We start from the raw sequence: 25,864 nt of genomic DNA on the forward strand, positions 1-25,864 counted from the left end.
TTACAAAAATCACTTTTTTATTCATATTTTTTCATTATAGTGACATTCTTCACATATTTTGGTGCAGTTCAGCCATGATGGAAAACCAGTCGATCAAAGCCATCCTTTCAGCCGTGACACTTGCTGCTGCATTTACACTGACAGGCTGTGATCAAGTTCCCCATGACAATGAGCAGGTGGAACAAGAATCTGAATTTGAACAGCCTGCTACAACAGCGAATCAGGATAACAGCACCGAAATGATCAAGGCGCAGGACACCCAAAACCTGAGTCGTGGCAATATGCTCAACATCGCACGCGATATTGCAAAGTTGCAGCTTGAGACCGATGATTATGTGGCCTTGTTAAAACAGTCACAAAGCAGCCTTGAACAGGCGATTCAGGATCAAAATGTTCAGCAACTGCAAAATACCACAGGTGAGCTTAAACAGGAATTACACGGACTGCATGACACTTTACTTTCACTGAACCTGAAAAGTAATGAGGTTGACCAGATTCGCCAGAGTCTACTGACGGCCAACCAGCAACTTCTAAGCATGCCCTTGCTACATGGTCAACTGGACATTGCCCAGCTAGACTTTGCAAAAATTGAAAAGCAGTTCAACACCATTCAAATGGATATGGTCAAACTCGCAACGCTGGTTCTGGGCAAGCAAGCCAGTTCTGACAACACAAACACCTAGAGCTATTGCACTGGATAGGCGGGTTTAAAATGATGACCCGCCTGTTTGCCCAGATTGGATAGCTGTAAGCCATGTTGGGTCATCTGCTTATATTTTTCCAGCTCAATATTCAACTGGGTCACACGCTGTTTGAGTTCAATCGACATAAACTGGTTTGACTGTGCCAAGGCCACCCATCCTGCCTGTACCCTTTGCTTTGGATTGTCATGGCTAAGCTGCTTTTGCATCCATTCATAAAGCTTCATTGCCCGTTGATGTGCTTCAAACTTATAGGCAAACAAGGTGGTGGAAATCGCTGCTTCTGGGATTTCTCCCATCAACTTCATTTCAATCTGCCTAAGCTGATAGGCATATAAATCAACACGGTACTTTAACAGGTTCTGGCTAAACCACTCCGCAAAATCAATCAACAGCTCCATGACCTGCTGACATTGCAGTAACAACTGCTGTTTTTCCTGGGCTGGCTTACGCTGCTCGATCTTCTGGACTCGCCATGTACGATACACTGCCAGTCCACCCACCACAAAAGCCCCGATTGAACCCGAAACAATTCCACCAATCGCCGCACCAATTGCCAGACTATTCTTCATGACTGAACCAGACGGCTTATACTGCAAATAAGGACGGGATATTGCCTTGCTTTGGGATGAACCAAAATTGCGATAAACCGCAAATCCAGTATTCATCAGAGGAATGGGCAGGAAATCATCCATGCCTGCCAAATGTTGTAGGCTGGCTTGGGCGGTTCTTTGTACCGATTCATAACTCAGCGCCAGATCGGCAAAAACCGAGGGATACTTTTCCTGTAGATGTGCCAGCTCAATATTGACCACAATGGCAATATGCGGATGGTTTTGTGCGAACTTCTCAATTGCCTCCACATCCATCGTGCATTTCACCTGCATCGGCGTGCCATCCACAATCAGGTCAAAACCTGCCAAATGTGAATGTTCCGCAAACTCAATGGTGTGTCCCTGCTGACTCAGGTTGTAGGCCACCTGCTGTTTGGCAAGATAGGACGAAACACGCGACAAGGCTGCCTCATGATCATAATCAGGCGCGGGGATCTGTTTTAGGTTATAGAATGCATCTGGATTTCCCTTTGATGCCGCAACCAGTGCATCCAGCACCAAGGGATTGATCTGTAAATAATTCCAGATAAAGCCCAGACTGTAATTGGCAGCATTCACCCCACTTACCAGTTTTAGCTCACGCCCTGTCAGGATACGCTGTAAAGCTGTATTAGCCGCCTTATGCCGATCCAGATGCATCACCACATCGTGGTTATTTAATAATTTTGGAGCAGACTCGATCACATGCTTGTAATAAGGAATGATAAATTCGCTGGCTGCCAGCCAGTGATTCAGGGAATACCCAACAAACTTTAGTTTTTGCTGTATGTCCAACAAGGGCTGGGTTGAATCAGTGAAGTTTGTCTGTAATGTCTCAGGCAACATTAAGGCAACTGTACGGCTGGTAAGCTGTTCATACCTTGCCTGTTGCTGGATATGATCCAACTGCCCTAAACGTTGCAATGCCTCAACCACATCACTATTACCCTGCTCATTCAGGTAACCATTTCGATTTAACAGGCATTCAATAAAATCATAATACACATGCTCAGGTTGTAACGACTGTTGCGCGAATAAAGCCTGATACATTTCAATGGCAACCGACCATTCTTCAAAATGTTGATACAGCTTAGCCAGCGCAAGTTTTATCTTGATGTCGTCATATTCATCATGCAACTGTTTCAGGATGCTCAGTTTTAGGGGACTATCCTTACACTTTGCCAGATGTGACAACAGCCCATCCAGAACCTGAGCATTATATTGCTCATCCGCATACTGCAAACTAAAGGCAAGGCCCTGTTCAAACCAGGCATAACGATGGGCATGTTGTAAATAGGCAGGAATAAACACCTGATTGATCAACTTGATCAGGCGCAGGGAGCAATTGATTTCTTCAGCCGTGTTGTGCGGAAAATCCCAGCTTTTAGGCAGGGCAATGTGGAATAGATGCGTGTATAAACCAGCGGTGAGCTCAGGCTGCTCAAGTGTTACAAGCTTCAATTGATCTTTGGCGGATAAATGATGTCCTTGCTGTTCAATGCGATCCAAACGCAACTTTAAGACATTGCTTGCTAACATACTTTTCCTAATCAATTTCTTATCAAATTTACTGGTTATCTAGAATTTAAATTGTCTTTAAATAATTTCTAAACATCCATCTTAGTATGTTTTCAAACAATAAAAAAGCCACCTTACGGTGGCTTTCTCAATGTCAAACCAGCAAATTACAATGCACGGTTTTTCATCTTACGGATGGTTTCAAGCTGACCTGAAATCTCTGATAGAGATGCCAGTGCAGCCGCTGAGTCCAGATCACTCTTTTGGTTTGCCAGCAATTGTTCAGCTTGTTTACGAGCTTCCATAATTGCTACTTCATCCAGGTTGTCAGCGCGGATTGCAGTATCTGCAAGCACGGTCACAACATGAGGCTGAACTTCCAACACACCGCCTGATACATAAACAATTTCTTCTGTACCATTTTCCAACTGAACACGGATTGGTCCTGGTTGGAGCAAGGTTACAAGTGGCGCATGTCCTGGCAAAATACCAAGCTCACCACCCGCACCTTTTGCGATCAACATCGTAACTTGTCCAGAGTAAATCGACTCTTTAACACTTACAACATCACATTGCATAGTCGCCATGAGAATCTCCTTAAATTAGAGTTGCTAATTAAAGTTTCTCGGCTTTAGCAATCACTTCGTCAATACCACCAACCATATAGAACGCTTGTTCTGGGATGTGGTCGTATTCACCAGCTAATAGACCTTTAAAGCCACGAATCGTTTCTTTAAGTGGTACTAGTTTACCAGGCGCGCCAGTAAACACTTCAGCTACGTGGAACGGTTGAGAGAAGAAACGCTGGATTTTACGTGCACGGTAAACAACCAGTTTATCTTCTTCAGCCAATTCATCCATACCCAAAATTGCGATGATGTCTTTAAGCTCTTTATAACGTTGCAATACGTTCTGTACAGAACGTGCAATTTCATAGTGCTCTTGACCAACAACCAATGGGTCTAGCTGACGTGAAGTTGAGTCAAGTGGATCAATCGCTGGATAAATACCAGAAGATGCGATGTCACGGCTCAATACAACAGTTGCGTCCAAGTGGGCAAACGTTGTTGCAGGTGATGGGTCAGTCAAGTCATCGGCAGGTACATATACCGCCTGGATCGAAGTGATCGAACCAGATTTAGTAGATGTAATACGCTCTTGAAGAACACCCATTTCCTCTGCAAGTGTCGGCTGGTAACCTACCGCAGATGGCATACGACCTAACAATGCTGATACTTCAGTACCTGCAAGTGTATAACGGTAGATGTTGTCGACGAATAATAATACGTCACGACCTTTACCATTTTCGTCTTTTTCATCACGGAAGTATTCAGCCATGGTCAAGCCAGTCAACGCTACGCGTAAACGGTTACCAGGTGGCTCGTTCATCTGACCGTAGACCATTGCTACTTTGTCAAGAACGTTAGAATCTTTCATTTCGTGATAGAAGTCGTTACCTTCACGAGTACGCTCACCAACACCAGCAAACACAGATAAACCTGAGTGAGCTTTCGCGATGTTGTTGATCAACTCCATCATGTTAACGGTTTTACCAACACCCGCACCACCGAACAGACCAACTTTACCACCTTTAGCGAACGGGCAAAGCAAGTCGATGACTTTAATACCAGTTTCCAAAAGGTCGGTAGAAGCTGCTTGTTCAGCATAAGAAGGCGCTTGACGGTGAATTGGCAAACGCGTTTCAGTCGCTACAGGACCTGCTTCATCAATCGGGCGACCTAAAACGTCCATGATACGGCCAAGCGTAGCTGGGCCAACTGGAACAGAAATCGGTGCATTTGTACTGGTTACATTAAGACCACGTTTAAGACCTTCTGTAGAACCCATTGCGATGGTACGAACAACACCATCGCCAAGCTGTTGCTGAACTTCTAGTGTAGTTTCAGTACCGTCAACTTGGAGAGCGTCATAGATCTTAGGAACGCTATTGCGCTCAAACTCGACGTCGATAACCGCGCCGATGATCTGAATGATACGACCGCTACTCATTGCTGTCTCCTCAATTCAAACTAATAATGTTAAACGGCAGCGGCACCGCCAACGATCTCGGAAATTTCCTGAGTAATCGCGGCTTGACGCAGCTTGTTGTAAATGAGCTGTAGGTCTTTAATCAATTGTCCTGCGTTGTCTGTCGCCGCTTTCATCGCGACCATACGAGCTGACTGCTCACATGCAACGTTTTCAATCACACCTTGATAAACCATAGACTCGATATAGCGAACCAACAAACCATTCAACAATACTTCTGCTTCTGGTTCGTAGATATAGTCCCAACCATAAGTACGGTTGAGATCATCGCCTGCTTGTGCTGGTGCCAAAGGAACAAGTTGTTCCACTTTAGGCTGCTGGGTCATCGCATTGACGAAACCATTTGACACGAGGTAGATACGATCCAGCTCGCCCTTGTCAAATGCGTCAAGCATCACCTGTACTGAGCCAGTCAACTGTTCCAGACTCGGCGCATCGCCAAGTTGGGTGGTTGCACCGAGCACCTTACCGCCGTAATTCTTAAAAAACGAAACCGCTTTTTGACCAATCAAAGCAAATTCAACTTCAATTGACTGCTGTTGCTGTGCTTTGACATGCTGCACAACTTTCTTGAACAAGTTAATGTTCAAGCCACCTGCCAAGCCACGATCTGAAGACACCACGATATAGCCAACGCGCTTAACTGGGCGGTCAACCATATAACGGTGTTTGTATTCAGGGTTCGCTTGTACCAGGTGAGCAATTACACGGCGCATATTATCGGCATACGGACGGCCCTGAGCCATGCGCTCTTGCGCACGACGCATTTTAGAAGCAGCTACCATTTGCATCGCGCGAGTAATCTTTTGCGTGCTCTTGATACTAGCTACTTTGGCGCGAATTTCTTTTAAATTTGCCATACGCTTAACCTAGTATTCGAAAGCCCTTTCGAGCTTCCGAAGGTTGATCCGTGAACCAAACTTAACTAAAGCTTAACTTAGTAAGTTTGAGTCGCTTTGAAGCTCTCAATACCTGCTTTGAACGCTGCTTCGATGTCTTTGTTGTAATCACCAGTTTCATCGATCTGTTGCATCAACGCAGCATGTTCAGAACGGAAGTAAGAGATTAACGCAGCATCAAAGTCTACGATCTTCTTCACTTCAACATCAGCCATGTAGCCTTCGTTAGATGCATATACAGAAACAGCCTGGTCAGCAATTGAGTATGGAGCATATTGTTTTTGCTTCATTAACTCAGTTACACGTTGACCATGCTCAAGTTGCTTACGGGTTGCTTCATCAAGGTCAGAAGCAAACTGAGCAAACGCAGCCAATTCACGGTATTGCGCTAAAGCGGTACGGATACCACCAGACAATTTTTTGATGATCTTGGTCTGAGCTGAACCACCAACACGGGATACAGAGATACCCGCGTTCACAGCAGGACGAATACCTGCGTTGAATAATGATGTTTCCAGGAAGATCTGACCGTCAGTAATCGAAATTACGTTGGTTGGTACGAATGCAGATACGTCACCCGCTTGAGTTTCAATGATCGGTAACGCAGTTAAAGAACCAGTTTGACCAGTTACTGCACCGTTCGTGAATTTCTCAACATAATCAGCTGAAACGCGCGAAGCACGCTCAAGAAGACGTGAGTGAAGATAGAATACGTCACCTGGATACGCTTCACGACCTGGTGGACGACGTAACAATAATGAAATTTGACGGTAAGCAACAGCTTGCTTAGACAAATCATCATAAATGATTAACGCATCTTCACCGCGGTCACGGAAGTATTCACCCATTGTACAGCCAGAGTACGGAGCCAAATACTGCATTGCTGCAGGATCAGCGGCCGCAGCTGCGACAACAGTTGTATACGCCATAGCGCCAGTTTCTTCCAGCTTGCGAACCACGTTTGCAATTGTTGATTGTTTTTGACCAATCGCAACGTATACACATTTAATGCCAGAGTTTTTCTGAGCGATGATCGCATCGATCGCCATTGCTGTTTTACCAGTTTGACGGTCACCAATAATCAACTCACGCTGACCACGACCTACAGGGATCATGGTATCAACTGATTTATAACCAGTTTGAACAGGTTCGTCGACAGATTGACGCCAAATTACACCTGGTGCCACTTTTTCAACAGCATCAGTCAGTTTTGCATCAATTGGGCCTTTGCCATCAATTGGGTTACCCAAAGCGTCTACGACACGGCCAAGAAGTTCAGGACCAACTGGAACTTCTAATACGCGACCAGTACAGCGAGCTTTTTGACCTTCTTGCAGGCTTAGGTAGTTACCTAAAACAACGGCACCCACTGAATCCTGTTCTAGGTTCAGTGCCATACCAAATAAGCCGCCGTCGAATTCGATCATTTCACCGTACATTGCATCCGCAAGACCGTGAATACGCACGATACCGTCAGATACCATGACGATGGTACCTTCATTCTTAGCGGTCGCGCTGGTGTCCAGATCGCCGATACGCTGTTTAATGAGCGCACTGATCTCGGATGGATTCAGTTGTTGCATTGCGCTATTCCTCAATCTTTTTTAAGTTCAGTCTTTTTGCTGTTAGGCAAGAAGACGAGTCCGCATTTTTTCAAGCTTGTTAAGCGCAGAGTCATCTATCACTTGGTCGCCTGCACGAATCACAACACCTGCGATCAACGCTGGATTAACGCTAACAGTCACATGAACGGTTCTGTTAAAACGTTTTTCAAGCGCATGAGCCAAAATATGCTCTTGTTTCGCATCAATTGGAAAAGCAGATTCAATCTCCACTTCCAATGTGTTGTTGTTCTGCGATTTAAGTAATTCGTATTCTGCTGCGATTTCAGGCAATAAAACCAAACGATCGTTGTCTGCAAGCAATGTCAAGAAATTAGACACCGATTGAGACTGATCCTCACCTAAAACCTTTGCAAAAAGACCTACTTGTTCCGCAGGAGTCAGCTCAGGGCGATTTAAATAAGCGGAAAATGCTTCGTCTTGCACCGCAGCACTGAGCAGTTGTAACGCATTTGACCAAGCGTCAGTTGCATTCTGCTCAGATGCATAAGCAAATGCTGCTTTGGCGTACGGGCGTGCTAACGTCAAGAGTTCAGCCATATTCGCCTCGCTTAAAGTTTAGCAGCCAGCTGATTCAGCATGGCATTATGAGCTTCTGCGTCAACTTGTTGGTTCAGAATTTTTTCTGCGCCAGCAACTGCCAAAGCAGCAACTTGTTGACGTAATTCTTCGCGAGCAGCATTGATGTCCTGATCAACAGTTTCTTTCGCCTGTTGACGGATACGTTCACCTTCAGCAGATGCCTGGGTACGCGCTTCTTCTACCAATTGTGCTGCACGACGGTTCGCTTGTTCGATCAATTGAGCCGCTTGTGCTTTCGCCGCATCCAGTTCCGCCTTAACCTGTGCTTGCGCATCGGCAAGGTCAGCCTTGGCTTTCTCAGCAGCGTTTAAGCCATCAGCAATTTTACGCTGACGCTCACTAATCGCATTGATTAGTGGTGGCCAAACAAACTTCATGCAGAATGCGACGAACATCGCAAATGCAATTGCCTGGCCAATCAATGTGAGGTTGATATTCATTTCGCTATTCCTCAATATGTGGATTTAGGAATTAAGCTATTAACCTACAAATGGATTAGCGAAGATGAAGAACAAGCCAATACCAACACCGATCATAGGCACAGCATCAAGAAGACCCGCGATTAAGAACATACGAGTTTGAAGTTGTGGAGCCAATTCTGGTTGACGAGCAACAGCTTCCAGGAAGCGACCGCCCAAAAGACCAAAACCAATCGCAGTACCTAAAGCACCGAAAGCGATCAAGATAGCAGATGCAATTGCAACTAGACCTAAAGTGAGTTCCATGAAAAATTCCTCAGAGGTTAGGTTATTACCAAATTAAACTAAAATTTAAGCCCAACCGTCAGGTGACAGTCAGGCAATACCATTAATGCTTTTCGCTTGCCATGCTCAAGTAAACGATGGTCAGCATCATAAAGATAAATGCTTGCAGCGTGATTACAAGAATGTGGAAGATAGCCCAAGGCACAGATAACGCCCACTGGATCCAGAACGGCAACAATGCGATCAAGATGAAGATCAACTCACCCGCATACATGTTACCGAACAGTCGTAGAGCCAACGAAACTGGACGAGCAAGGAAAGTTACTAATTCCAAAATCAAGTTCACTGGAATCAATAACGCTTTTGCAACTGGGTTACTTGGGTTAAATGGGTTAAGTGCCAACTCGCCAACGAATCCACCAATACCCTTTTCACGGATACTGTAGAACAAGATCAATACAAATACAGACAGGGACATACCTAGGGTAATGTTCGGGTCAGTAGATGGGACAACCTTGAAATAAACGTGGTGAGGGTCCATGCCAAACACACCTGCACCAATCTGTTGAGCTAGATAAGGAATCCAGTCAACAGGAATCAAGTCCATTGCGTTCATGAGGAAAATCCACACGAAAATGGTCAATGATAATGGGGCAATTAAACGTGATTTGCCGTGGAAAGTATCACGAACACTTGAGTCCACAAACTCGATGATCATTTCAATTGCTGACTGGAATCTGGTTGGAACACCTGCATTTGCAGCTTTCGCAACTGTCCAGAACAACAAACAGAAAATAACACCAAGTCCGATAGACCAACCCATTGAATCCAAGTGAATTGCAGTGAACCCCATCGATTGAGCTTCTTCAGCAGTCTCAGCCAATTTCCATGTACCGTCAGGCATTTTGCCATAGGTCATATTGGTCAAGTGATGCTTGATATACTCGGTCGAAGTCAGGGCATGTTCTTCAGCAGCCATAAATCACACCTGGTCAATGTCAATCATTAAAAAGAAGCGGAACGAATCCTGCGAACTGCAAAAATCTCGTACCCTCTTCCAAAAATCTCAAAAATGTGTTTCATTCTCGTTGCTGGAGACGTGACACCCAGAATGGTGCAACCCACGACATAGCCTGAACGAGGATAAATCCACAAAACAATGCCACCGCTGACAACGGTTTGACATTGCTCAAAATTAAAATAAAACCCACAATCACAATCGCAAACTTACCGAGCATTCCCCGATACATATTCAGCATGACCTGTCTTGACGCCCTTGCCCCAGCTGTCCTAAACGACTGCCAGGCAAAATAACAATGCGCCAACCAACAAACCAGTGCCCCAAGCGCAGCACTCAGGGCGGCAGTGGTGTCTTTTATCAACCATGCCAGCAACGCTGCCACAGGAATCATGCACGCCTGTAAGAAGACCAAAGCTTTTGCTAATCGTCGGTCAATCAAGCGACTAGTTCGGCTCATTTTTTACCCACTTACAGCATAACTGCTTGACAAGTTTTAATCATGATTGTTTTGAATCGCAGGCATTATAGAGTTACACCCCTGAACATGCAATCTTTTCTCGACTTAAGTCTGTTTTTTTCGTTAGCCCATTTTTTGACGATAGAGTCAATTGGTTTTTATTTTTTTCATCAATTTTGTGTACTTAATACGCATTTATCGGTTTTTGAAGCCAATTTTTTCCACGCTGTTACAAAATTGTCCTCACCACGCATGCTTTCATCCACGGGCTGGAAAACCACTGGGTTCAATTTTTGATACTGGCTGCTGCTGGCAGATGTTTCAGCCAATAGGCACATTTGTGCTTTAGGCCGATTGTCCATGAGATATTTAATCTGGGCAGCAGTCGGTGCAATATGCGGATCATCGGTTAATGCCCCTGCAAACTTCAGGTTCAGCGCCCGCTCCAGATACTGATAGGCATCATGATAAGACCAGTAGGGTTTGGATTTACTCGAACTTTCATATTGCTGGGATGCCTGTAGCATCTGCTGGGCAAAGTCCTTGGCATTGGCCAGATATTTCGCCTTGTTTTCTGGATATTGCTGTGAACGCAGGGTCGCAATAAAGAAAGCGATACGTACAGCATTGTTGGGATCTAGCCATACATGACTGTCCACTGTATTTGCCAGTGCAGTACCACGTAAGTTGCGTTGTGGCAAGGTGGTCAGGATTCCTGAATCAAGCAGTGCAATCGCCTTGCGGTTTTGATTGAGTAGCTTCTCCAAAGGCGCTTCATGCACTTTACCGAGCCATAACACCAATGAGGCATCCTGAATCGCCTTGCGATGGGCTGGGGTAAGCTGTACATCATGGCCTGTCTGGTCACCCAGCAACAGTACTGGTTCTTCCACACCATCGGTGACTTCTTTTGCAATCAGGTAAATGGGATGTGTTGAAACCACTAAACTTTGTGTCCAGCCCCATGTGCTCAACATTGACAACAAGACCAGAAAAGAAAGGCGCAACATCACAGGATTACTCAAGAAAGCGAAGCATGTTATAATATAACAAAAGTTAAAAAATGCCTATGTCTATTTTCAGGATTCATCACACTATCTATTACCCAGTCCATTTAATATAGATCGTTATAGATGAATTGCATGATATGATAGTGCGTCTGTTGGTACACCTGCGACACAGGTTATATATAGTCGAAATATCAATAGGCCCTACAAAAACAATGAGGTCAATTTATGAGTTCTTGTTCACACGAACATGACAATGCTTTACACGGTGTTCACGGTCATCACGATATTAAGGCGCGACTTGCCGAAGCAGAGATTTTATGTACTGCGGCGGGCGCTCGCCTGACCCCTTTGCGTAAAGAAGTGCTTGAACTCATTTTAAATGCCTCTACCCCAATGGGTGCCTATGACCTCCTGGCAAAAATCAAGGGACAGGCAGACCGCCCTGCCGCGCCACCTACAGTTTACCGTACCCTGGACTTCTTGCTGGAGAAAGGTTTAATCCATCGGCTGACCTCAATTAATGCCTATATTCCCTGCTGTCATCCACGTGAGGGGCATCAGGCCGCATTCCTGATTTGTACAGAATGTCACTCGGTTAAGGAGGCATCGGCACAGGGCCTGATTCAACAACTGGATCAACTTGCCGCCTCTGACCAATTTTCTGCTCAACACAGCATTATTGAGATTTCTGGAAAATGTCACCAGTGCAGCCTGCCTCAGTAACCCCTCCGCTGATCCTACTGGAGAATATCTCAGTTCGACGCGATGAACGGGATATCTTGCGTAACGTTGACTTTGCCTTGCAGGCAAAAGAGATTGTGACGCTGATTGGTCCGAATGGTGCAGGCAAGTCCACCCTGATCAAGGTCTTGCTTGGCATCATGCCACCCAATAAAGGCAAGGTTCATTTTTCCAAAAAGCTTAAAATGGCCTACGTCCCACAAAAGTTTAATCCATCTGCCAGCCTGCCTTTACGTGTACAGGACTTGTTGGACTTGGAAGTTTGCGAAGCCCATTTACGTGAAGAGATTATCCGTGATACAGGTATCCTGAAACTACAGCAGTCCAAGGTCCAGCAACTTTCAGGCGGTGAACGGCAGCGGGTGTTACTGGCACGTGCCCTGTTGCGCCAGCCAGACATTCTAGTGCTGGATGAACCGATGCAGGGTTTGGACATTCAGTCCGAGGCCGAGCTATACGACTATGTGCGCAGTTTACCTGAGCGTTATGGCTGTGCGGTGCTGATGGTTTCCCATGACCTGCAATGGGTCATGCAGGGTACACACCGTGTGGTCTGTTTAAATAAACATATCTGTTGCAGTGGTTTACCTGAAAGTATTCAGCAGCATCCTGAATATCAGGCGATTTTCGGTACGCAACGCATGTTTTACCAGCATCATCACAACCACTGCGGACATAGTGATCATGCTGAACCCTGTAGCCATGATCCACGCCCCCACATTCATCCTGAACCAAAGGCCTAAGCCATGATGGAATGGTTACAATTACTATTACCCGCTTGGATCATGGGCACATTGTTGGTGTTTTTAACTGCGCCACTGGGCTGTTTAATGTTATGGCGTAGAATGTCCTTTTTTGCAGATACCATGGCGCATGGCACACTGCTTGGTGTCGCTGTTGCAGGCATTCTGCATCTACCTTTCTGGCTGGGTGTTGGCTGTCTGGCAGCCTTGCTGGTTGCCATTCTATGGGTTTTGCACGACTCACGTTTACCGAACGATGCCCTGCTCGCCTTGTGTTCGGCAACCCTACTTTGCTCAGGCCTGTTATTAATTCAGCAAGTACCGAGTTTGCGTCCAGAACTGTTAAGCTATCTGTTTGGTGACCTGCTCAGTATTGAATGGGCCGATTTACCGATCTTTGCAATCGTAATCATCAGCGCCCTTATGGTGCTTTATCGCTCATGGTCGGCACAAATCCAGATTGCCATTGACCCCGATATTGCCATGAGCGAGGGAGTCAATGCCAACTGGCAACGCCTGATTTTCATGCTGTTGCTGGCCTTGTTTACTGTACTGGCATTACGTGCCGTGGGTTCACTGCTGATGGGTGCACTGTTAGTGATACCTGCCCTGAGTGCCCGTTTGCTGGCGCACTCACCTAAACAGATGGTGATCTGGGCATTCATACTGGCTCAATTTGGCGTTACAGTTGGGCTATGGTCAAGTGCGGCGCTCAACATTGCCACAGGTTTAAGTATTGTATTGTGTATGGCACTTTGTTTTGCCATCATTTTTATGGGACAGAAACTGAGTTCACATTCCCAATAAAATAGGTTAAATTTTTTCCATCGAAATGCTCACCCAGTACAAACTATAATGCTGTAAGGCAAACCCAAGGTGTGACGAGAATGTCCAATCATCCAGAGACACTCCAGACTAAAATGACAGAGAAGTTTGCACAGGAATACGTCACTGCGAACTACCGTTATATTTCAGCCTATAATGAGCTGAATGCCCGTACCTCACAACGCCAGCAGGCGCTGACGATTTTCATCACCTTTTTTATTGGACTTTTGGCTGCATTGATTGCAGCCCACAATGTAACCACCAGCCTAAACTCCCATATTGAATGGATCTTATTCGGCTTCCCTGTCGCTTCCGCCACCTTTGCATTCCTGAACTATAAATATGAACGCATCATCACCAATTTACGGCGTTTTCTCTCAAGTCTGGAACGTTATCACGATGCCCATCTCGACATTCCGAGCTACAATACCGATCAACAGTGGGTCAATGACTCCAACCATGCCCGACGTTTTCACGACTATGCCTGTGCTGTCTTGATTCTGGCATGCAACAGCATTGGGGTCAGTGCATTCTATGTCCTGTTCCCACAACATATCCAGCAGTCCTATTTCGTGATTTCATGTGTGGTGGCTGTGGCGATTTTAAGCGCGGGCCTGCACTGGTTTTTACCAAAATTTGGCTACCAGACCTCAAAATAGTAGTGATTGGGAATCATAGTAGCCAGCAATTTCTTCAACCCACACGCCTGATTTCAAACAATAGATGGTCCCATTCATCTAACTACTCCATTACAACTTTAATCAATCTCTTGCCAATTTGGTGAAAACCACAAAATTTGCTATATTTAGCGTTTTTCCGCGACACTTATTTCGGTAACTATGAATACGGCAATACAATCAGCGCTTGATCATGCGGTACAATCCCTTCAACAACAAGGGGTACTTCCTTCCGATTGGACCAATACGAGCCATTTAACCCGTACCAAAGACCGAAGTCACGGAGACTTCGCCTCAAATATCGCCATGATCGGCTCCAAGCCAGCTGGCATGAAACCACGCGATCTTGCTGAAAAAATTCTGGCGGCACTCCCAGAAGTGGCTGACATTAGCAAAGCAGAAATCGCTGGGCCTGGCTTCATCAACTTCTTTTTAAACGCAGACCAGCGCTTTGCTGTGCTTGACCAGATTCAAACACAAAAAGACCAATATGGCCGCAGCCAGGCCAATGCAGCCAAGAAGATTCAGGTGGAGTTTGTTTCCGCAAACCCAACCTCTAGCCTGCATGTGGGGCATGGACGTGGTGCTGCTTACGGTATGACAGTTGCCAATTTATTGGAGGCAACAGGTGCCACGGTTGACCGCGAATACTATGTCAACGATGCTGGCCGTCAGATGGATATCTTGGCGACCTCAACCTATTTACGTTATCTGGAATTACTGGGCCAGAAGCTGGTTTTTCCTAAAAATGCCTATCAGGGCGACTATGTTAAGGAAATCGCGCAAACGATTATTGATAAAGATGGTGATGCTTATGTACATCCTGTTGACCTTGATAAAGACTCCTTAACAGTAAAAGAAAAAGTCAAACTCCTTGCTAACTTTAATGGCGATATTTCTGTTCTAAGCGTCTATCAAAATGTACCAGAAGATGTGCAATATGCGGATGAACTGGATGCGGATGGCAACAAAGTGGTTCTTTCTGGTGACAAGGAAAAACATATCGATGGTTTGATTGCCAATTCACAACAACTGTTAGGTGCTGGTTATCGCGTTTTCCATCAAGCGGCTTTACATGCCATTCTGGATGACATCAAGGACGATCTCGCTGACTTTGGCGTGACCTTTGATGAATGGTTTAGTGAAGCATCATTAACCGAAAAGATTGATGAAGCACTGGCAACACTGGATCAACGTGGCTTCCTTTATGAAAAGGATGGCAACATCTGGTTTAAGTCAACCGAATTTGGTGATGAGAAAGACCGTGTGGTGAAACGTCGTAATGGTCAAACCACCTATTTTGCCTCAGACATTGCCTATCACCTGAATAAACTGCAACGCGGTTATACCGACCTGGTTGATATCTGGGGTTCAGACCACCACGGCTATATTTCACGTGTCAAGGCCGCGATTGATGCAATGGGTTATGACTCGAAAAAATTGACTGTTCTTTTGGTACAGTTCGTCAGCTTATGGCGTGGCGGTGAGATGGTGCAGATGTCATCACGTTCTGGTCAGTTCGTGACTTTACGTGACCTACGCAAAGAAGTGGGCAACGATGCAGCGCGCTTCTACTATGTCATGCGTAAGTCTGAACAACACATCGACTTTGACCTAGACCTTGCGGTTTCACAAAGCAAGGACAATGCGGTGTATTACATTCAATATGCACATGCCCGTATTTGCCGTATGCTGGAAAAAGCCGCTTCTACAGGCATCAATATTGATGCCGCAGCAGCACGTGAGCATGCCAACCGCCTAGAACTTGATGCTGAAACTGAAATCTTGTCCAAGCTTGCCGCGTATCCTGACATTCTGGTACGTGCGGCAAATGCCTATGAACCACACCAGATCGGCAACTATCTCAAGGAATTGGCCGCCCTGTTCCACGGTTGGTACAATGAACATAAGGTTTTAAGTGATGATGCATCACTTACACAAGCCCGCTTATTGCTTTCAATCAACGTACAGCAAGTGCTACACAATGGTTTAGAATTGCTTGGTGTGTCTGCTCCTGAGGCGATGTAAGCAAAGCACCTCTGTTTACGCAAAGTTGTCGCTCAGGAGACAAGACAAGGGCTATGCCAAAGCAAGACACTTGCGGAACAATGTTGCTTAAACTGCACAATATAAGATATACAGTAGGCATTACGGTAAACAAAGCATATGTTAGACATAATGCCTTGTTTACCGAAGATTCAAGTGACCCATAACATAATAGAATCAAGAGGAATTTCAGGTGTTTGGAAAAACGCAACGTGGTGTATCTGAACGACCAAACAAGCCAAAAAAACCACTCATTCCAAAATGGCTGGGGATGCTTGTCGCAATTCTGGCGATTCTATGCGTGGGTGTCATGTTGATGCTTTGGCAGCCGTGGCAACCTGTTCCTACCAAGACTCAGGTGACTTCTCCACATGATCAGGAAGAGGACACCAACAAGGACTACCGTTTCTATGACCTGTTGCCACAACAGCAGGTGACGCCAATTCCTGAACAGGCTGTGCCAGAAACCAAGCAGCAGGGCAATGTGGTCATTATTGAGTCACCAAAACCTGAAACAACCACAGTGGAAAACCCTGCAAATATCACGGCAACTGAAGAAACAGTTCCAGCCCGTCCAACTTATATTTTACAGGTACGCAGCTATCCTGATCCTGATAGTGCCGATGCCCGTCGTGCCGAAATTATCTTGAATGGCTTATCTGCCGATGTGGTTAAAACAGTGGAAAATGGCCAGACATGGTACCGTGTTTTCTCTGGTCCTTATGATAGTCAGGATGCGGCACTGGCGGCACAACAAACCCTGCAACATAGCGGCATTGATTCCATCGTGATCAAGCGTTAATAAATTTAGAATTAAAAAGGGGAAACGGTATGTTTCCCCTTTTTTCTATTTTATATCTGGCTTTAAGCACATTGTGAATGCAGGCTTTTCTGCTCAGCATGCTGAAACGCTGGACGCTGCTGAACACGCTGGACAAAGGCCTGAATATTGGGATATTTTCCATGCAGTCGATTTTGAATCGCAATCAGTGGAAAAGCCATTTGAATGTCCGCAAAGGAAAAATCGCCTGCAAAATATTCATGTTTCGCCAAATATTCTTCCAGGTAGAGAATATGCTCTTTTACCCGCGGGCGCACGAAGCCTGCCTTTACCCCATCAGTGATCTTCTGTGCAATCGGACGGATGACCCAGGGCACATGCTTGCTCACACTATTCATCACTAGCGTCATGACCAGCAATGGCATCAGTGACCCCTCTGCATAGTGCATCCAGTAGGAATACTGGCGCTGCTCTTTGGGATGTGGCGGCTTGAATTGCTGCTGTTCATCATATTCCTGCTGTAGATAATCCAGAATGACTGCCGACTCCACAATCACCTCATCATCATCGACCAGAATCGGGGCTTTTCCCAGCGGGTGGATTTTCTTTAAACTTTCAGGGGCGGCATAGCTGGATGTTCTTTGGTAGTACTCAACCTGGTAGTCCACACCAAGCTCCTCTAATGCCCACAGAATCCTGAAAGAACGTGAGCATTGCAGATAATGTAAGGTAATCATTTTTGTGCCTGCTTTGTGCGACGCAACTGCCGTGTTCATCCCTCTGACAATTGCGTTTAGAATTATATTTTGCTCAAGCACAATAGCACTTTAGTCTTAAACAATCATGGTCTGAATGTCTAAACTACGTAACAAAGTTTTAGTGACAGGCGTTTTACTACACACATTAAGAAGTTTTTCTTTTAAGTCTTGTGAAACAGGTTGTTTAAATATTACCCGACGTTCAATCCGTTCCTGTTGCTCACGATTGCTATGGAAGTCGACCTCCACGCTAAACTCGCCCAAATCGATTTCCTTATGCTTGGCATACATCCGCAAGGTGATCATGGTGCACGATGCCAAACTGGCGCTCAGGAAATCATAAGGAGCTGGACCTGTATCATGCCCACCAAACGCCTCTGGCTTATCTGTCAGATACTGGTGTATTCCACTGCTCACCTCTCCTTTCCAGGGTTCAGGCAATGCTTGAACGTTTGCACTGGCGATTATACTCATTTTGAAGCCCTCATTTGATCAGGCAAAGCAGGTGCTTCCAGTCGTTTACCTAGATAATCAGGAATTTCACCAAAACGCGCACTATGGTTGATCCAGTCCTCACGTGCCTGTTGTAAGTCCTCCATCGTGCGCCCAACAAAATTCCACCACAATAGAATTGGCGATTCGAATGGTTCACCACCAATCAACAACAGGCGATGGCCCTCAATCAGTTCGACCTCAATCTCAGTTAACCCTGTTTCCAGCACCACCATATTATCGGTATTCAGTTCATGTCCATTGACCCGAGCAGTACCCTCAAGTGCCATAAAGGCATACTCAAACTCTGGATTAAGGGGGATACGGGTTCTGGTGTTGGCCTGTGCGGTCAAGTCCACACCCACCAATGCTGTATGCACCTGAACAGGCGACACGGTTTGTAAAAACTCCCCCACAAGCACCGTAAACTCAACCTGATCCTTGCTGACCACAGGTAATTCTGGATAATGCTCAAACTTGGGCTGCATATCGCGCTTGGCATCAGGCAAGGCAATCCACAATTGTGCCGCGTGCATTTTGGTTTCAGTATCAGGCGCCACCTCAGTATGCGAAATCCCATGCCCCGCTGTCATCAGGTTGACCTGTTTTGGACGAATCAACTGCTTTGAACCAAGGCTGTCGGTATGCATCATGGTACCTTCAATCATCCATGTGAATGTCTGCAAACCGATATGTGGATGAGGTCCAACATCCAAGCCATCACCCGCAGGAAAACTGACAGGCCCCGCATGGTCAAGGAAACACCATGCACCCACCAGACGCTTGTGGCGGCTAGGCAGGGCACGCTTGATGACTGTCCCCTTGCCAATTTCGGCTGAACGTATGGTGAATTCCTGAATAAATTGGTTGATGTAGGTTTCACAGTCTTTTGAATCAGAAATATCGTAATCATTATTATTGCTCATGATATCGCTCTCTTTTACCTATGCTATTGCAATGAGTTGTTTTATTGATCTTAGCAACACAAACCCCATTCAATATAGTCTTTTGGTAATACGCAGAGTGTTATGCATGGGACAATCCTGACTCAGGACTGATAATCAGCATTCTTTCGCTCAGTGGGGTGGCATCTCCACAATCAGGCCCGTTAGGCGTCGCACCAATGGCAAGAAAACCAGCACCACAGGATAGGCAATCGCCCAGGAAAACATCCAGGTGGCAAGCCATTGGTTGATAAAGCCTGTGTTAAAACCCATATTCATAAGCAGGTTAATGAATGATATGGTTCCACTCATTAAACATGACAAGAGTAAAGGTATAATCCAGCCCGCATACTTTGCTGGCAGCTTGGCCATAAATCGTTTTTTTGTTGTCAATTTTGACCTCCCCATTTTCTGTTACCATTCATCATCATGCTGATTTCCTCACCTGCTGTTTTAGGTTTTTCATAAACTGGCCAAACTGAGGGAAAAATTCTTCAAATAGGGGATGATCACGATTTTCCAGCATGACCTCACTAAACAGTTTCAGACCAACCGCAAATGATGTGGTGGTTTGATCGTCAAAAAACTCCGCTTTCTTCAAACGTTCGACGATCTCAAAAATGTCATCATGGTTGCCCGTATAAAATTCCAGACGCTCTGTGTAGGTTGAAGCCAGCCCTTTCGGGTCCTTTAAATGCTGTACGGTGACATGGTATTGATGTTGTTTCATAATGTTCTCCAATATGCCTTTTTAAGCACTTTCCTTAATTTCGACCTGCATCAGGTCAACTTGATATTGCTTAAACACAACTTTCAGCGACTGTAAAAATTGTGCCTGCTTTGCTGTGGTTAAATCTGTGCAACGAATTTGCAGCAGTTGACTTTTAGACAAAGTGGGGAGGTTAAATTTCGTCTCGGCACGATGAAACTGATCACTGGCAAGCAAACCTGCCACCACCAAATCACTGACCACACGATAGACCGTTGCCAAACTTAACTGCTGTTTTTGCGCATGCAATTGCTGGTAGATTTGCTTCACCGTAAGGTCTTCTGTTTGCTGTGCCAATAAGGACAAAACCGCCATACGTGGATGTGTTACCCTTAATCCTGCCTGCCTGATTTTTTGTTGTAGCTGTAACATCGCTTGCTCCCAACTTATAGGCGCCCAATCGCAATTGCAGCCTGATCAATCTTTTCAGCAATTTGATAAATCTGCTCCTGTTGCAAATCCGCAATATTCAACTTTAAACGCAGTGCGGTTTTTAAATTCTCCATCGCACGATGAATCTCAATCAGTTGGTCATTGTTGTGAATCTCACGTCGCAGTCGCAGCTTTTCCAGTAATCCATCCAGCATCTCCTGCTGCTCTTTCAGGTAAGCCTCGCCATATTCGGTCACCTGATATTGCTTACGTTCAGCATCAAGTAGTGAAATAAAATTCATTTCCTCCAAACTGGTCAGCGTTGGATAAATTGTGCCTGCACTCGGGCTATAACCATCCCCCACCAGGTCACTAATTTCCTTAATAATTTCATAACCATGTTTTGGACTTTGCTGAATCAAATGTAAAACCAAAAGCTTCATTCGCCCTGATTCAAACAAGCGTCCACGACGGCCTGTTCGGTGATGCTCCCGATGATGTGTATCACGTTCGCTTTCATGATGATCTGATGAATGGTTCATCTTTATTTTTCTCATATTGCTTAATTTACGCATATTAAGATATATCTTAATATATCTTTTATCAAGTTAAGATATATCTTTAAATTTTAATATTTTGATATTTATTAAGTTATTTATTCTCAAAAGAACTTTTGGAGGGTTACGTAATAAGAAAGAGTGCGTAGGCACTCTTTTTTTGGTAACAAGTATCGAATTTCATTTCAAAACAACCGAATCATTTTAAATATAATCTTTGCATCTAGGTTGCTGATTTAAAACTAAAATAATTGCTTTCAATATTATTTAAAAAATAATGTTTGTTGTGTTAAACAAAGGGATTTTCACTTTCCCATGGTTGGTTTTTAAAAATAATCTGACCATTTTCAACACAAAGAATCCATGTATAGAAATATTCATCCCCAAGCCCTCGACATTCAAAATTTTTTCCAGAAAATAGCGTTGATATTTTTTCTATTAATTCTAAACAATAAACAGGATCAATATTGATGCTTTCTTCACCATGATTAAAGGCATTAACTAGGTCACTATAGACATCTTCATGAATTCCATCATTCGCTAATATTTCTAAAATTTTATTCTTTTGAAATGAAAGATCAACTTCATCAAAATCAGTATATCTAACTTGTAGTTTTGTGGAAAAACTCATTTTACACCTCTATATTATTTTCGATAATATGTTCACATTATAAATATCAATTTAATTATTACAGAATAAACCTTATTCGAAATTGATATTTAAAAGAAAATATCATCATAAAGAAATAAAAAGAGTGCTCAGGCACTCTTTTTTACGACCTTGAATACGATTAAGACCGCTTCGTATAGTTCACAAACAAACGGTCTTCACCAAAGTCATTGCCATGCTTGATCTTGTAATCAGCACGCAGATATTGAAATGTTTATTATTTATGTATTTTTTGTTTTAAAAGCACTTTTATTTTCATACTAAGGAAATCAACAACAGGACCTAAAGCCTGATGCTGTTGTTGCCAGTTTTGCTTGCCTATCTCACCTTTATATTCTTGGATCATTCGCTGCAAAACGGGTTGATGCTGCGGCGGTAACTGAGTCATTACCCAGTGTGCGGCTTGATCTTTAGGCACAATCTCCTTCGTCACCAAGCTAAAATAAATACGGCATAAGGCCAAAATCTGATTACGTTCATCGGCATCCTCATCCCAATGCGCCACAATTGATGGATAGGTGTCAGCCATTGCCTGCCAGAGTTGCTGTTCAGGAATCGCCGTTGACCACTGTGTCAAACTTGGCCCGAACAAAGTCCGATGATGCATTTGTGCTTTCTTCAGCAAAATGCTCAGATCTGGGTCTGCATGTTCGCTAAGTATATCACCTTGGCTTAACTCATCCCGTAACCACTCCCCGAACTGTAGTTCGTAACTGAGAGGATAACTTCCTGAAACAACATGATCTTTGCGTACGATGGTGACTTCAAGTGCACGCTGTGCAGCACCAATCGGATGCGAAATGTGTAATAAGGTTTCTGCCAGTTGCTGTCGTTGCTGGAGTGTCAGTGCTTGACTCACCACAACCAAAACATCCAGATCACTTTCTGGACCTAACCCGCCATCAACAGCTGAACCATACAGATAAATGGCAAACAGGGACTCACCCAAAAGCTGCTGTAGAGATGCTGTTAACTGTTCGAGTTGCAAGGTTTCGGACATGCTTTACCTCTTTGTCAATCGCATAAAAAAGGCAGGATTTTCATCCTGCCTTTGGTCTTATTCCCACTCAATCGTTGCTGGTGGTTTAGATGACACGTCGTATACCACACGTGAAACATCTTTAATTTCGTTCATGATACGGGTTGAGATTTTATCAACCAATTCATACGGTAAGTGCGCAAAACGAGCTGTCATAAAGTCAACCGTTTCAACGGCACGAAGCGCAATCACCCATGCATAACGACGACCATCACCAACGACACCCACAGATTTCACGGGCTGGAACACTGCAAAGGCTTGCGCAGTCTTGTCATACCAACCACTCACACGAAGTTCCTGCATAAAGATGTCATCAGCAAGACGAAGAATGTCAGCATATTCTTTCTTCACTTCACCCAAGATACGCACGCCCAAACCTGGGCCTGGGAATGGATGACGGTAAATCATGCTATGCGGTAAACCAAGTGTTGTACCTAGTTTACGCACTTCATCCTTAAACAGGTCACGCAATGGCTCAACCAGATCAAAAGCCAGGTCTTCTGGCAGACCACCCACATTGTGGTGTGACTTGATCACGTGTGCCTTACCCTGTTTGCTTGCAGCAGATTCGATCACGTCTGGATAAATCGTACCTTGTGCCAAGAATTTCACGCCATCAAGCTTACGTGCCTCTTCTGCAAACACTTCGATAAATTCACGGCCAATAATTTTACGTTTTTTCTCAGGATCAACTTCACCCGCCAACGCAGTTAAGAAACGTTCTTCAGCATCAGCACGGATCACTCGGATTCCCATGTTGTCCGCGAACATCTGCATCACCTGATCGCCTTCGTTTAAACGAAGCAGGCCATTGTCCACAAACACACAGGTAAGCTGGTCGCCAATCGCCTTATGCAACAATGCGGCAACCACAGATGAGTCCACACCGCCAGACAAGCCCAACAGAACCTTTTCATCACCAATTTGTTTACGTAATTGTTCCACACGTAAGTCGATAATGTGTTCTGGTGTCCAAAGACCACGGCAACCACAAATTTGATGCACGAAATTAGAAAGAAGTTCCGCACCTTTCGCGGTGTGAGTCACTTCTGGGTGGAACTGCACACCATAGAAACGGCGTGTTTCATCACTGACCGCAGCAAATGGGCAGCTTGGTGTACTTGCGGTCACCTTGAAACCCTCAGGAATTGCGCTGACCTTGTCACCATGACTCATCCAGACATGAAGCTGGTTTTCACGATCCTGCAAGTTGCCAATCAACTGGTCACGCACCAGAATGTCAACCTCGGCATAGCCAAACTCATGTACCGTACCTGGCTCCACCTTACCGCCAAGTTGCTCAGACATGGTTTGCAGTCCATAGCAAATACCCAGTACTGGCACACCCAACTCAAACACCACCTGAGGTGCGCGTGGGCTACCCTCCTGATGCACGCTCTCAGGGCCACCTGACAGAATAATCCCGTTTGGATTAAATGCGCGAATATCCTCCTCAGACATATCGAACGCATACATTTCAGAGTAGACACCCGCTTCACGTACACGACGTGCAATGAGCTGGCTATATTGAGAGCCGAAATCCAGAATCAGGATACGATCTTCAGTAATTTGAGTATTGGTCGTCATGGCGAATCATTAAAGGCAAATGAATTAAGCGCCATATTCTAGCATTTTTCACGCTTTGACGCACCGCAATTCATCATCTATCTTATTTTTTAGCTGTGGTTGTCAATCAGGCCTGATATTTAAACCAAAATCTCAGCCGAACATGCGGATAAAAGAGAGTTAAATCAACAATTCTTGCCCATTCTGCTCAACACAAAGCAAAAATTGGTGCTAAGATGTTGAGTTAGAGATGCGTTACCATGGAAAGGTATTCAATCGACTACATCGTTTCCTTTTTATAGAGTGGCGATGTCCTTGAGCAAAGGAAAATTAAAAAGCCTATAAGGGAAATTGGTGCATCGCCAATGTCCTAAAATATTTCACTATCATCTATGGCTTGCCCATTCACGGGCAACAATTAGGACTTGAAGGACCAATACAATAATGTTTCAAGAAATGATTGCGGATTTTCAACAGAATTTCTGGTTATATATTTCAATCCCGTTTATCAGTGGTTTTATTGGCTATGTGACCAAAGTGATTGCAATTCAAATGATGTTTGCACCACTTGAATTTAAGGGATTAAGGTTATTTGGTCTTCCAATTGGATGGCAAGGGATTGTTCCCCGCAAGGCTGAAAAGATGGCAACCACTGCCGTTGAGCTAATGACCTCCAAGTTGATTAAACCACAGGAAATTTTTGCCAGACTCGACCCCAAACGTATCGCCCAGGAAATTGAAAAACCCCTGATGGCCGCTGCCGAAGACATTACCCGCGAGGTTGCACAGGAATACCATCCTGGTTTATGGGAAGGCATGCCAGAGTTTGCCCGCAAAAAGCTGATCAAGCGTGTGCAGGACAAAGCACCTGAAATTGTTGAGCATATCATGGGCGAGGTGCAAAAAGATGTCATCAAATACTTTGATATTAAACACATGGTCGTGAGCAACCTGCTCAAGGATAAACGGCTGCTCAACGAGATCTTTAAAAAAGTTGGCAGGCAAGAGTTTAAGTTCTTTAGCAATATTGGCTTTGTGTTTGGCTTTGCGATTGGTGTGGTGCAAATGGCGGTGTGGGTCGTCACCCAGGGGAAATATCCTTGGTTACTGCCAATGTTTGGTGGTTTCGTCGGCTTCTTTAGTGACTGGATTGCTTTACATTTGATGTTTAGACCACTATACCCAAAAAAAATCATGGGTTTTACCATGCAGGGTTTATTTATTAAACGTCAGAATGAGGTCGCTGCTGATTATGCAGCATTGATTTCCAAACAGTTGCTCACCTCCCGCAACATGATGGAAGAGCTGTTTTCTGGCACACACTCAGACAAGGTGATTGAACTGGTCAGCCGCCATGTTAAGCAGGAAATTGACTTACAGGCAGGTATTGTTCGCCCACTGGTGGTGTATGCGATTGGCGGTGAAAAATATCAAAACCTTAAGAGCGAAGTGGCTGAACGTATTTTACAGCAACTGCCAGAAACCATGCGTTATGTGGAATCCTATGCTGAAGATGCCATGAACATCCGTAACACCCTGATTGAACGCATGCAACAACTGAGTCCTGAAGAGTTTGAGGGAATGCTCCGACCTGCATTTAAAGAAGATGAATGGTCGTTGATCATTGTAGGTGCGGTGCTAGGTTTCCTTGTTGGGGAAATGCAGATCCACTTTATGCTGTAAATCTAAAATCCGTACAATTAAAAATAGGGAGCAATTGGCTCCCTG

Annotated in this window: 29 protein-coding genes and 1 pseudogene; 8 read left to right on the top strand and 22 right to left on the bottom strand. The window is 44.8% G+C overall.

The window, feature by feature from the left end; genetic code table 11:
* Nucleotides 1–74 precede the first annotated feature (74 nt).
* On the top strand, nt 75–683 hold the full coding sequence (locus N5J47_RS13610) for a hypothetical protein (RefSeq protein ID WP_279960357.1): 609 nt from the start codon (nt 75–77) through the stop codon (nt 681–683).
* 2 nt (nt 684–685) lie between these two features.
* Here the strand turns inward: N5J47_RS13610 and N5J47_RS13615 are convergent, their stop codons facing one another.
* The 11 genes from N5J47_RS13615 to N5J47_RS13665 form a co-directional block, all read right to left on the bottom strand.
* The gene (locus N5J47_RS13615; RefSeq protein WP_279960359.1) at nt 686–2,833 is read right to left on the bottom strand and encodes a hypothetical protein; all 2,148 of its coding nucleotides are present in this window, start codon (nt 2,831–2,833) and stop codon (nt 686–688) included.
* Nucleotides 2,834–2,979: 146 nt separating this feature from the next.
* Nucleotides 2,980–3,399, bottom strand: coding sequence for a F0F1 ATP synthase subunit epsilon (locus N5J47_RS13620; protein WP_267981790.1), 420 nt, complete (start codon nt 3,397–3,399; stop codon nt 2,980–2,982).
* 28 nt (nt 3,400–3,427) lie between these two features.
* The gene (gene atpD / locus N5J47_RS13625) at nt 3,428–4,822 is read right to left on the bottom strand and encodes a F0F1 ATP synthase subunit beta (protein WP_267981791.1); all 1,395 of its coding nucleotides are present in this window, start codon (nt 4,820–4,822) and stop codon (nt 3,428–3,430) included.
* 29 nt (nt 4,823–4,851) lie between these two features.
* Complete coding sequence (atpG, locus tag N5J47_RS13630) at nt 4,852–5,721, bottom strand: F0F1 ATP synthase subunit gamma (RefSeq protein WP_004674080.1); 870 nt, start codon at nt 5,719–5,721, stop codon at nt 4,852–4,854.
* Between the two features lie 77 nt (nt 5,722–5,798).
* Nucleotides 5,799–7,343 (bottom strand): F0F1 ATP synthase subunit alpha, encoded by a 1,545-nt coding sequence (gene atpA, locus N5J47_RS13635; protein WP_004656522.1) that lies wholly within the window; start codon nt 7,341–7,343, stop codon nt 5,799–5,801.
* Between the two features lie 42 nt (nt 7,344–7,385).
* Complete coding sequence (locus N5J47_RS13640; protein WP_267981792.1) at nt 7,386–7,922, bottom strand: F0F1 ATP synthase subunit delta; 537 nt, start codon at nt 7,920–7,922, stop codon at nt 7,386–7,388.
* An 11-nt stretch (nt 7,923–7,933) separates the two neighbouring features.
* Entirely contained in the window at nt 7,934–8,404 is a 471-nt protein-coding gene (locus N5J47_RS13645; RefSeq protein WP_267981793.1) for a F0F1 ATP synthase subunit B, read from the bottom strand.
* Nucleotides 8,405–8,443: 39 nt separating this feature from the next.
* Entirely contained in the window at nt 8,444–8,689 is a 246-nt protein-coding gene (atpE, locus tag N5J47_RS13650) for a F0F1 ATP synthase subunit C (RefSeq protein WP_000424060.1), read from the bottom strand.
* Nucleotides 8,690–8,771: 82 nt separating this feature from the next.
* A complete protein-coding gene (gene atpB, locus N5J47_RS13655) occupies nt 8,772–9,647 on the bottom strand; it encodes a F0F1 ATP synthase subunit A (protein ID WP_267981794.1) in 876 nt (291 codons plus the stop codon).
* A 100-nt stretch (nt 9,648–9,747) separates the two neighbouring features.
* A complete protein-coding gene (locus N5J47_RS13660) occupies nt 9,748–10,146 on the bottom strand; it encodes an ATP synthase subunit I (RefSeq protein WP_010589287.1) in 399 nt (132 codons plus the stop codon).
* A gap of 170 nt (nt 10,147–10,316) precedes the next feature.
* Nucleotides 10,317–11,156 carry a metal ABC transporter substrate-binding protein gene (locus N5J47_RS13665; protein WP_279960360.1) on the bottom strand — a complete coding sequence of 280 codons (840 nt, stop codon included), beginning with the start codon at nt 11,154–11,156 and terminating at the stop codon, nt 10,317–10,319.
* A gap of 225 nt (nt 11,157–11,381) precedes the next feature.
* On the opposite strand from N5J47_RS13665, the gene N5J47_RS13670 reads away from it, so the two are divergent.
* From N5J47_RS13670 to N5J47_RS13695, 6 genes are all read left to right on the top strand, one after another.
* On the top strand, nt 11,382–11,879 hold the full coding sequence (locus N5J47_RS13670) for a transcriptional repressor (protein WP_279960361.1): 498 nt from the start codon (nt 11,382–11,384) through the stop codon (nt 11,877–11,879).
* Nucleotides 11,852–12,640 carry a zinc ABC transporter ATP-binding protein ZnuC gene (znuC, locus tag N5J47_RS13675; RefSeq protein WP_279960362.1) on the top strand — a complete coding sequence of 263 codons (789 nt, stop codon included), beginning with the start codon at nt 11,852–11,854 and terminating at the stop codon, nt 12,638–12,640. The genes N5J47_RS13670 and znuC overlap by 28 nt, the downstream gene beginning before the upstream one ends.
* A gap of 3 nt (nt 12,641–12,643) precedes the next feature.
* Nucleotides 12,644–13,447: a zinc ABC transporter permease subunit ZnuB gene (gene znuB, locus N5J47_RS13680; protein ID WP_279960363.1), complete on the top strand. Its 804-nt coding sequence runs from the start codon at nt 12,644–12,646 to the stop codon at nt 13,445–13,447.
* Nucleotides 13,448–13,527: 80 nt separating this feature from the next.
* Nucleotides 13,528–14,124 carry a hypothetical protein gene (locus N5J47_RS13685; protein ID WP_279960364.1) on the top strand — a complete coding sequence of 199 codons (597 nt, stop codon included), beginning with the start codon at nt 13,528–13,530 and terminating at the stop codon, nt 14,122–14,124.
* Nucleotides 14,125–14,304: 180 nt separating this feature from the next.
* Nucleotides 14,305–16,170, top strand: a complete 1,866-nt coding sequence (argS, locus tag N5J47_RS13690; protein WP_279960365.1) for an arginine--tRNA ligase — start codon at nt 14,305–14,307, stop codon at nt 16,168–16,170.
* A 211-nt stretch (nt 16,171–16,381) separates the two neighbouring features.
* Complete coding sequence (locus tag N5J47_RS13695) at nt 16,382–16,990, top strand: SPOR domain-containing protein (RefSeq protein WP_267981801.1); 609 nt, start codon at nt 16,382–16,384, stop codon at nt 16,988–16,990.
* A gap of 62 nt (nt 16,991–17,052) precedes the next feature.
* Here the strand turns inward: N5J47_RS13695 and N5J47_RS13700 are convergent, their stop codons facing one another.
* From N5J47_RS13700 to guaA, 11 genes and pseudogenes are all read right to left on the bottom strand, one after another.
* The gene (locus N5J47_RS13700) at nt 17,053–17,706 is read right to left on the bottom strand and encodes a glutathione S-transferase (RefSeq protein WP_267981802.1); all 654 of its coding nucleotides are present in this window, start codon (nt 17,704–17,706) and stop codon (nt 17,053–17,055) included.
* A 96-nt stretch (nt 17,707–17,802) separates the two neighbouring features.
* Nucleotides 17,803–18,201 carry an OsmC family protein gene (locus N5J47_RS13705; protein WP_279960366.1) on the bottom strand — a complete coding sequence of 133 codons (399 nt, stop codon included), beginning with the start codon at nt 18,199–18,201 and terminating at the stop codon, nt 17,803–17,805.
* Nucleotides 18,198–19,145, bottom strand: a complete 948-nt coding sequence (locus N5J47_RS13710) for a pirin family protein (RefSeq protein ID WP_279960369.1) — start codon at nt 19,143–19,145, stop codon at nt 18,198–18,200. Before N5J47_RS13710 ends, N5J47_RS13705 begins: the two co-directional genes overlap by 4 nt.
* 150 nt (nt 19,146–19,295) lie before the next feature.
* Nucleotides 19,296–19,571, bottom strand: coding sequence for a DUF2798 domain-containing protein (locus tag N5J47_RS13715; protein ID WP_267981805.1), 276 nt, complete (start codon nt 19,569–19,571; stop codon nt 19,296–19,298).
* Between the two features lie 19 nt (nt 19,572–19,590).
* Nucleotides 19,591–19,893, bottom strand: a complete 303-nt coding sequence (locus N5J47_RS13720) for a DUF3861 domain-containing protein (RefSeq protein WP_279960370.1) — start codon at nt 19,891–19,893, stop codon at nt 19,591–19,593.
* Between the two features lie 21 nt (nt 19,894–19,914).
* The gene (locus tag N5J47_RS13725; RefSeq protein ID WP_279960371.1) at nt 19,915–20,304 is read right to left on the bottom strand and encodes a transcriptional repressor; all 390 of its coding nucleotides are present in this window, start codon (nt 20,302–20,304) and stop codon (nt 19,915–19,917) included.
* Between the two features lie 14 nt (nt 20,305–20,318).
* Nucleotides 20,319–20,846, bottom strand: coding sequence for a PadR family transcriptional regulator (locus N5J47_RS13730; RefSeq protein WP_279960372.1), 528 nt, complete (start codon nt 20,844–20,846; stop codon nt 20,319–20,321).
* Between the two features lie 304 nt (nt 20,847–21,150).
* Nucleotides 21,151–21,492, bottom strand: a complete 342-nt coding sequence (locus tag N5J47_RS13735; RefSeq protein ID WP_279960373.1) for a hypothetical protein — start codon at nt 21,490–21,492, stop codon at nt 21,151–21,153.
* Between the two features lie 160 nt (nt 21,493–21,652).
* A pseudogene (locus N5J47_RS13740) lies at nt 21,653–21,739 on the bottom strand (hypothetical protein); the annotation flags it as partial.
* A gap of 9 nt (nt 21,740–21,748) precedes the next feature.
* Complete coding sequence (locus N5J47_RS13745; RefSeq protein WP_279960374.1) at nt 21,749–22,531, bottom strand: ANT(3'')-II family aminoglycoside nucleotidyltransferase; 783 nt, start codon at nt 22,529–22,531, stop codon at nt 21,749–21,751.
* A gap of 57 nt (nt 22,532–22,588) precedes the next feature.
* On the bottom strand, nt 22,589–24,157 hold the full coding sequence (gene guaA / locus N5J47_RS13750; RefSeq protein WP_267981810.1) for a glutamine-hydrolyzing GMP synthase: 1,569 nt from the start codon (nt 24,155–24,157) through the stop codon (nt 22,589–22,591).
* 435 nt (nt 24,158–24,592) lie between these two features.
* Between guaA and N5J47_RS13755 the strand changes: the two genes are divergently transcribed.
* Complete coding sequence (locus tag N5J47_RS13755; RefSeq protein WP_267981902.1) at nt 24,593–25,819, top strand: DUF445 family protein; 1,227 nt, start codon at nt 24,593–24,595, stop codon at nt 25,817–25,819.
* Nucleotides 25,820–25,864 lie beyond the last annotated feature (45 nt).

Origin of the sequence: Acinetobacter sp. GD03645 (assembly GCF_029845285.1) — a bacterium.
GTDB lineage: Bacteria > Pseudomonadota > Gammaproteobacteria > Pseudomonadales > Moraxellaceae > Acinetobacter > Acinetobacter corruptisaponis.

What these genes read in the sequence shown, in the direction of transcription:
- N5J47_RS13715 (WP_267981805.1), bottom strand. Translation starts at nt 19,571, where the DNA reads ATGGGGAGGTCAAAATTGACAACAAAAAAACGATTTATGGCCAAGCTG.
- N5J47_RS13710 (WP_279960369.1), bottom strand. Translation starts at nt 19,145, where the DNA reads ATGAGCAATAATAATGATTACGATATTTCTGATTCAAAAGACTGTGAA.
- N5J47_RS13735 (WP_279960373.1), bottom strand. Translation starts at nt 21,492, where the DNA reads ATGAGTTTTTCCACAAAACTACAAGTTAGATATACTGATTTTGATGAA.
- N5J47_RS13670 (WP_279960361.1), top strand. Translation starts at nt 11,382, where the DNA reads ATGAGTTCTTGTTCACACGAACATGACAATGCTTTACACGGTGTTCAC.
- N5J47_RS13725 (WP_279960371.1), bottom strand. Translation starts at nt 20,304, where the DNA reads ATGTTACAGCTACAACAAAAAATCAGGCAGGCAGGATTAAGGGTAACA.
- znuB (WP_279960363.1), top strand. Translation starts at nt 12,644, where the DNA reads ATGATGGAATGGTTACAATTACTATTACCCGCTTGGATCATGGGCACA.
- znuC (WP_279960362.1), top strand. Translation starts at nt 11,852, where the DNA reads ATGTCACCAGTGCAGCCTGCCTCAGTAACCCCTCCGCTGATCCTACTG.
- N5J47_RS13685 (WP_279960364.1), top strand. Translation starts at nt 13,528, where the DNA reads ATGTCCAATCATCCAGAGACACTCCAGACTAAAATGACAGAGAAGTTT.
- N5J47_RS13705 (WP_279960366.1), bottom strand. Translation starts at nt 18,201, where the DNA reads ATGAGTATAATCGCCAGTGCAAACGTTCAAGCATTGCCTGAACCCTGG.
- N5J47_RS13720 (WP_279960370.1), bottom strand. Translation starts at nt 19,893, where the DNA reads ATGAAACAACATCAATACCATGTCACCGTACAGCATTTAAAGGACCCG.
- atpG (WP_004674080.1), bottom strand. Translation starts at nt 5,721, where the DNA reads ATGGCAAATTTAAAAGAAATTCGCGCCAAAGTAGCTAGTATCAAGAGC.
- N5J47_RS13610 (WP_279960357.1), top strand. Translation starts at nt 75, where the DNA reads ATGATGGAAAACCAGTCGATCAAAGCCATCCTTTCAGCCGTGACACTT.
- N5J47_RS13755 (WP_267981902.1), top strand. Translation starts at nt 24,593, where the DNA reads ATGATTGCGGATTTTCAACAGAATTTCTGGTTATATATTTCAATCCCG.
- atpD (WP_267981791.1), bottom strand. Translation starts at nt 4,822, where the DNA reads ATGAGTAGCGGTCGTATCATTCAGATCATCGGCGCGGTTATCGACGTC.
- N5J47_RS13645 (WP_267981793.1), bottom strand. Translation starts at nt 8,404, where the DNA reads ATGAATATCAACCTCACATTGATTGGCCAGGCAATTGCATTTGCGATG.
- atpB (WP_267981794.1), bottom strand. Translation starts at nt 9,647, where the DNA reads ATGGCTGCTGAAGAACATGCCCTGACTTCGACCGAGTATATCAAGCAT.
- N5J47_RS13640 (WP_267981792.1), bottom strand. Translation starts at nt 7,922, where the DNA reads ATGGCTGAACTCTTGACGTTAGCACGCCCGTACGCCAAAGCAGCATTT.
- N5J47_RS13665 (WP_279960360.1), bottom strand. Translation starts at nt 11,156, where the DNA reads ATGTTGCGCCTTTCTTTTCTGGTCTTGTTGTCAATGTTGAGCACATGG.
- guaA (WP_267981810.1), bottom strand. Translation starts at nt 24,157, where the DNA reads ATGACGACCAATACTCAAATTACTGAAGATCGTATCCTGATTCTGGAT.
- N5J47_RS13700 (WP_267981802.1), bottom strand. Translation starts at nt 17,706, where the DNA reads ATGATTACCTTACATTATCTGCAATGCTCACGTTCTTTCAGGATTCTG.
- N5J47_RS13615 (WP_279960359.1), bottom strand. Translation starts at nt 2,833, where the DNA reads ATGTTAGCAAGCAATGTCTTAAAGTTGCGTTTGGATCGCATTGAACAG.
- N5J47_RS13660 (WP_010589287.1), bottom strand. Translation starts at nt 10,146, where the DNA reads ATGAGCCGAACTAGTCGCTTGATTGACCGACGATTAGCAAAAGCTTTG.
- argS (WP_279960365.1), top strand. Translation starts at nt 14,305, where the DNA reads ATGAATACGGCAATACAATCAGCGCTTGATCATGCGGTACAATCCCTT.
- atpE (WP_000424060.1), bottom strand. Translation starts at nt 8,689, where the DNA reads ATGGAACTCACTTTAGGTCTAGTTGCAATTGCATCTGCTATCTTGATC.
- N5J47_RS13730 (WP_279960372.1), bottom strand. Translation starts at nt 20,846, where the DNA reads ATGAACCATTCATCAGATCATCATGAAAGCGAACGTGATACACATCAT.
- N5J47_RS13620 (WP_267981790.1), bottom strand. Translation starts at nt 3,399, where the DNA reads ATGGCGACTATGCAATGTGATGTTGTAAGTGTTAAAGAGTCGATTTAC.
- atpA (WP_004656522.1), bottom strand. Translation starts at nt 7,343, where the DNA reads ATGCAACAACTGAATCCATCCGAGATCAGTGCGCTCATTAAACAGCGT.
- N5J47_RS13745 (WP_279960374.1), bottom strand. Translation starts at nt 22,531, where the DNA reads ATGTCCGAAACCTTGCAACTCGAACAGTTAACAGCATCTCTACAGCAG.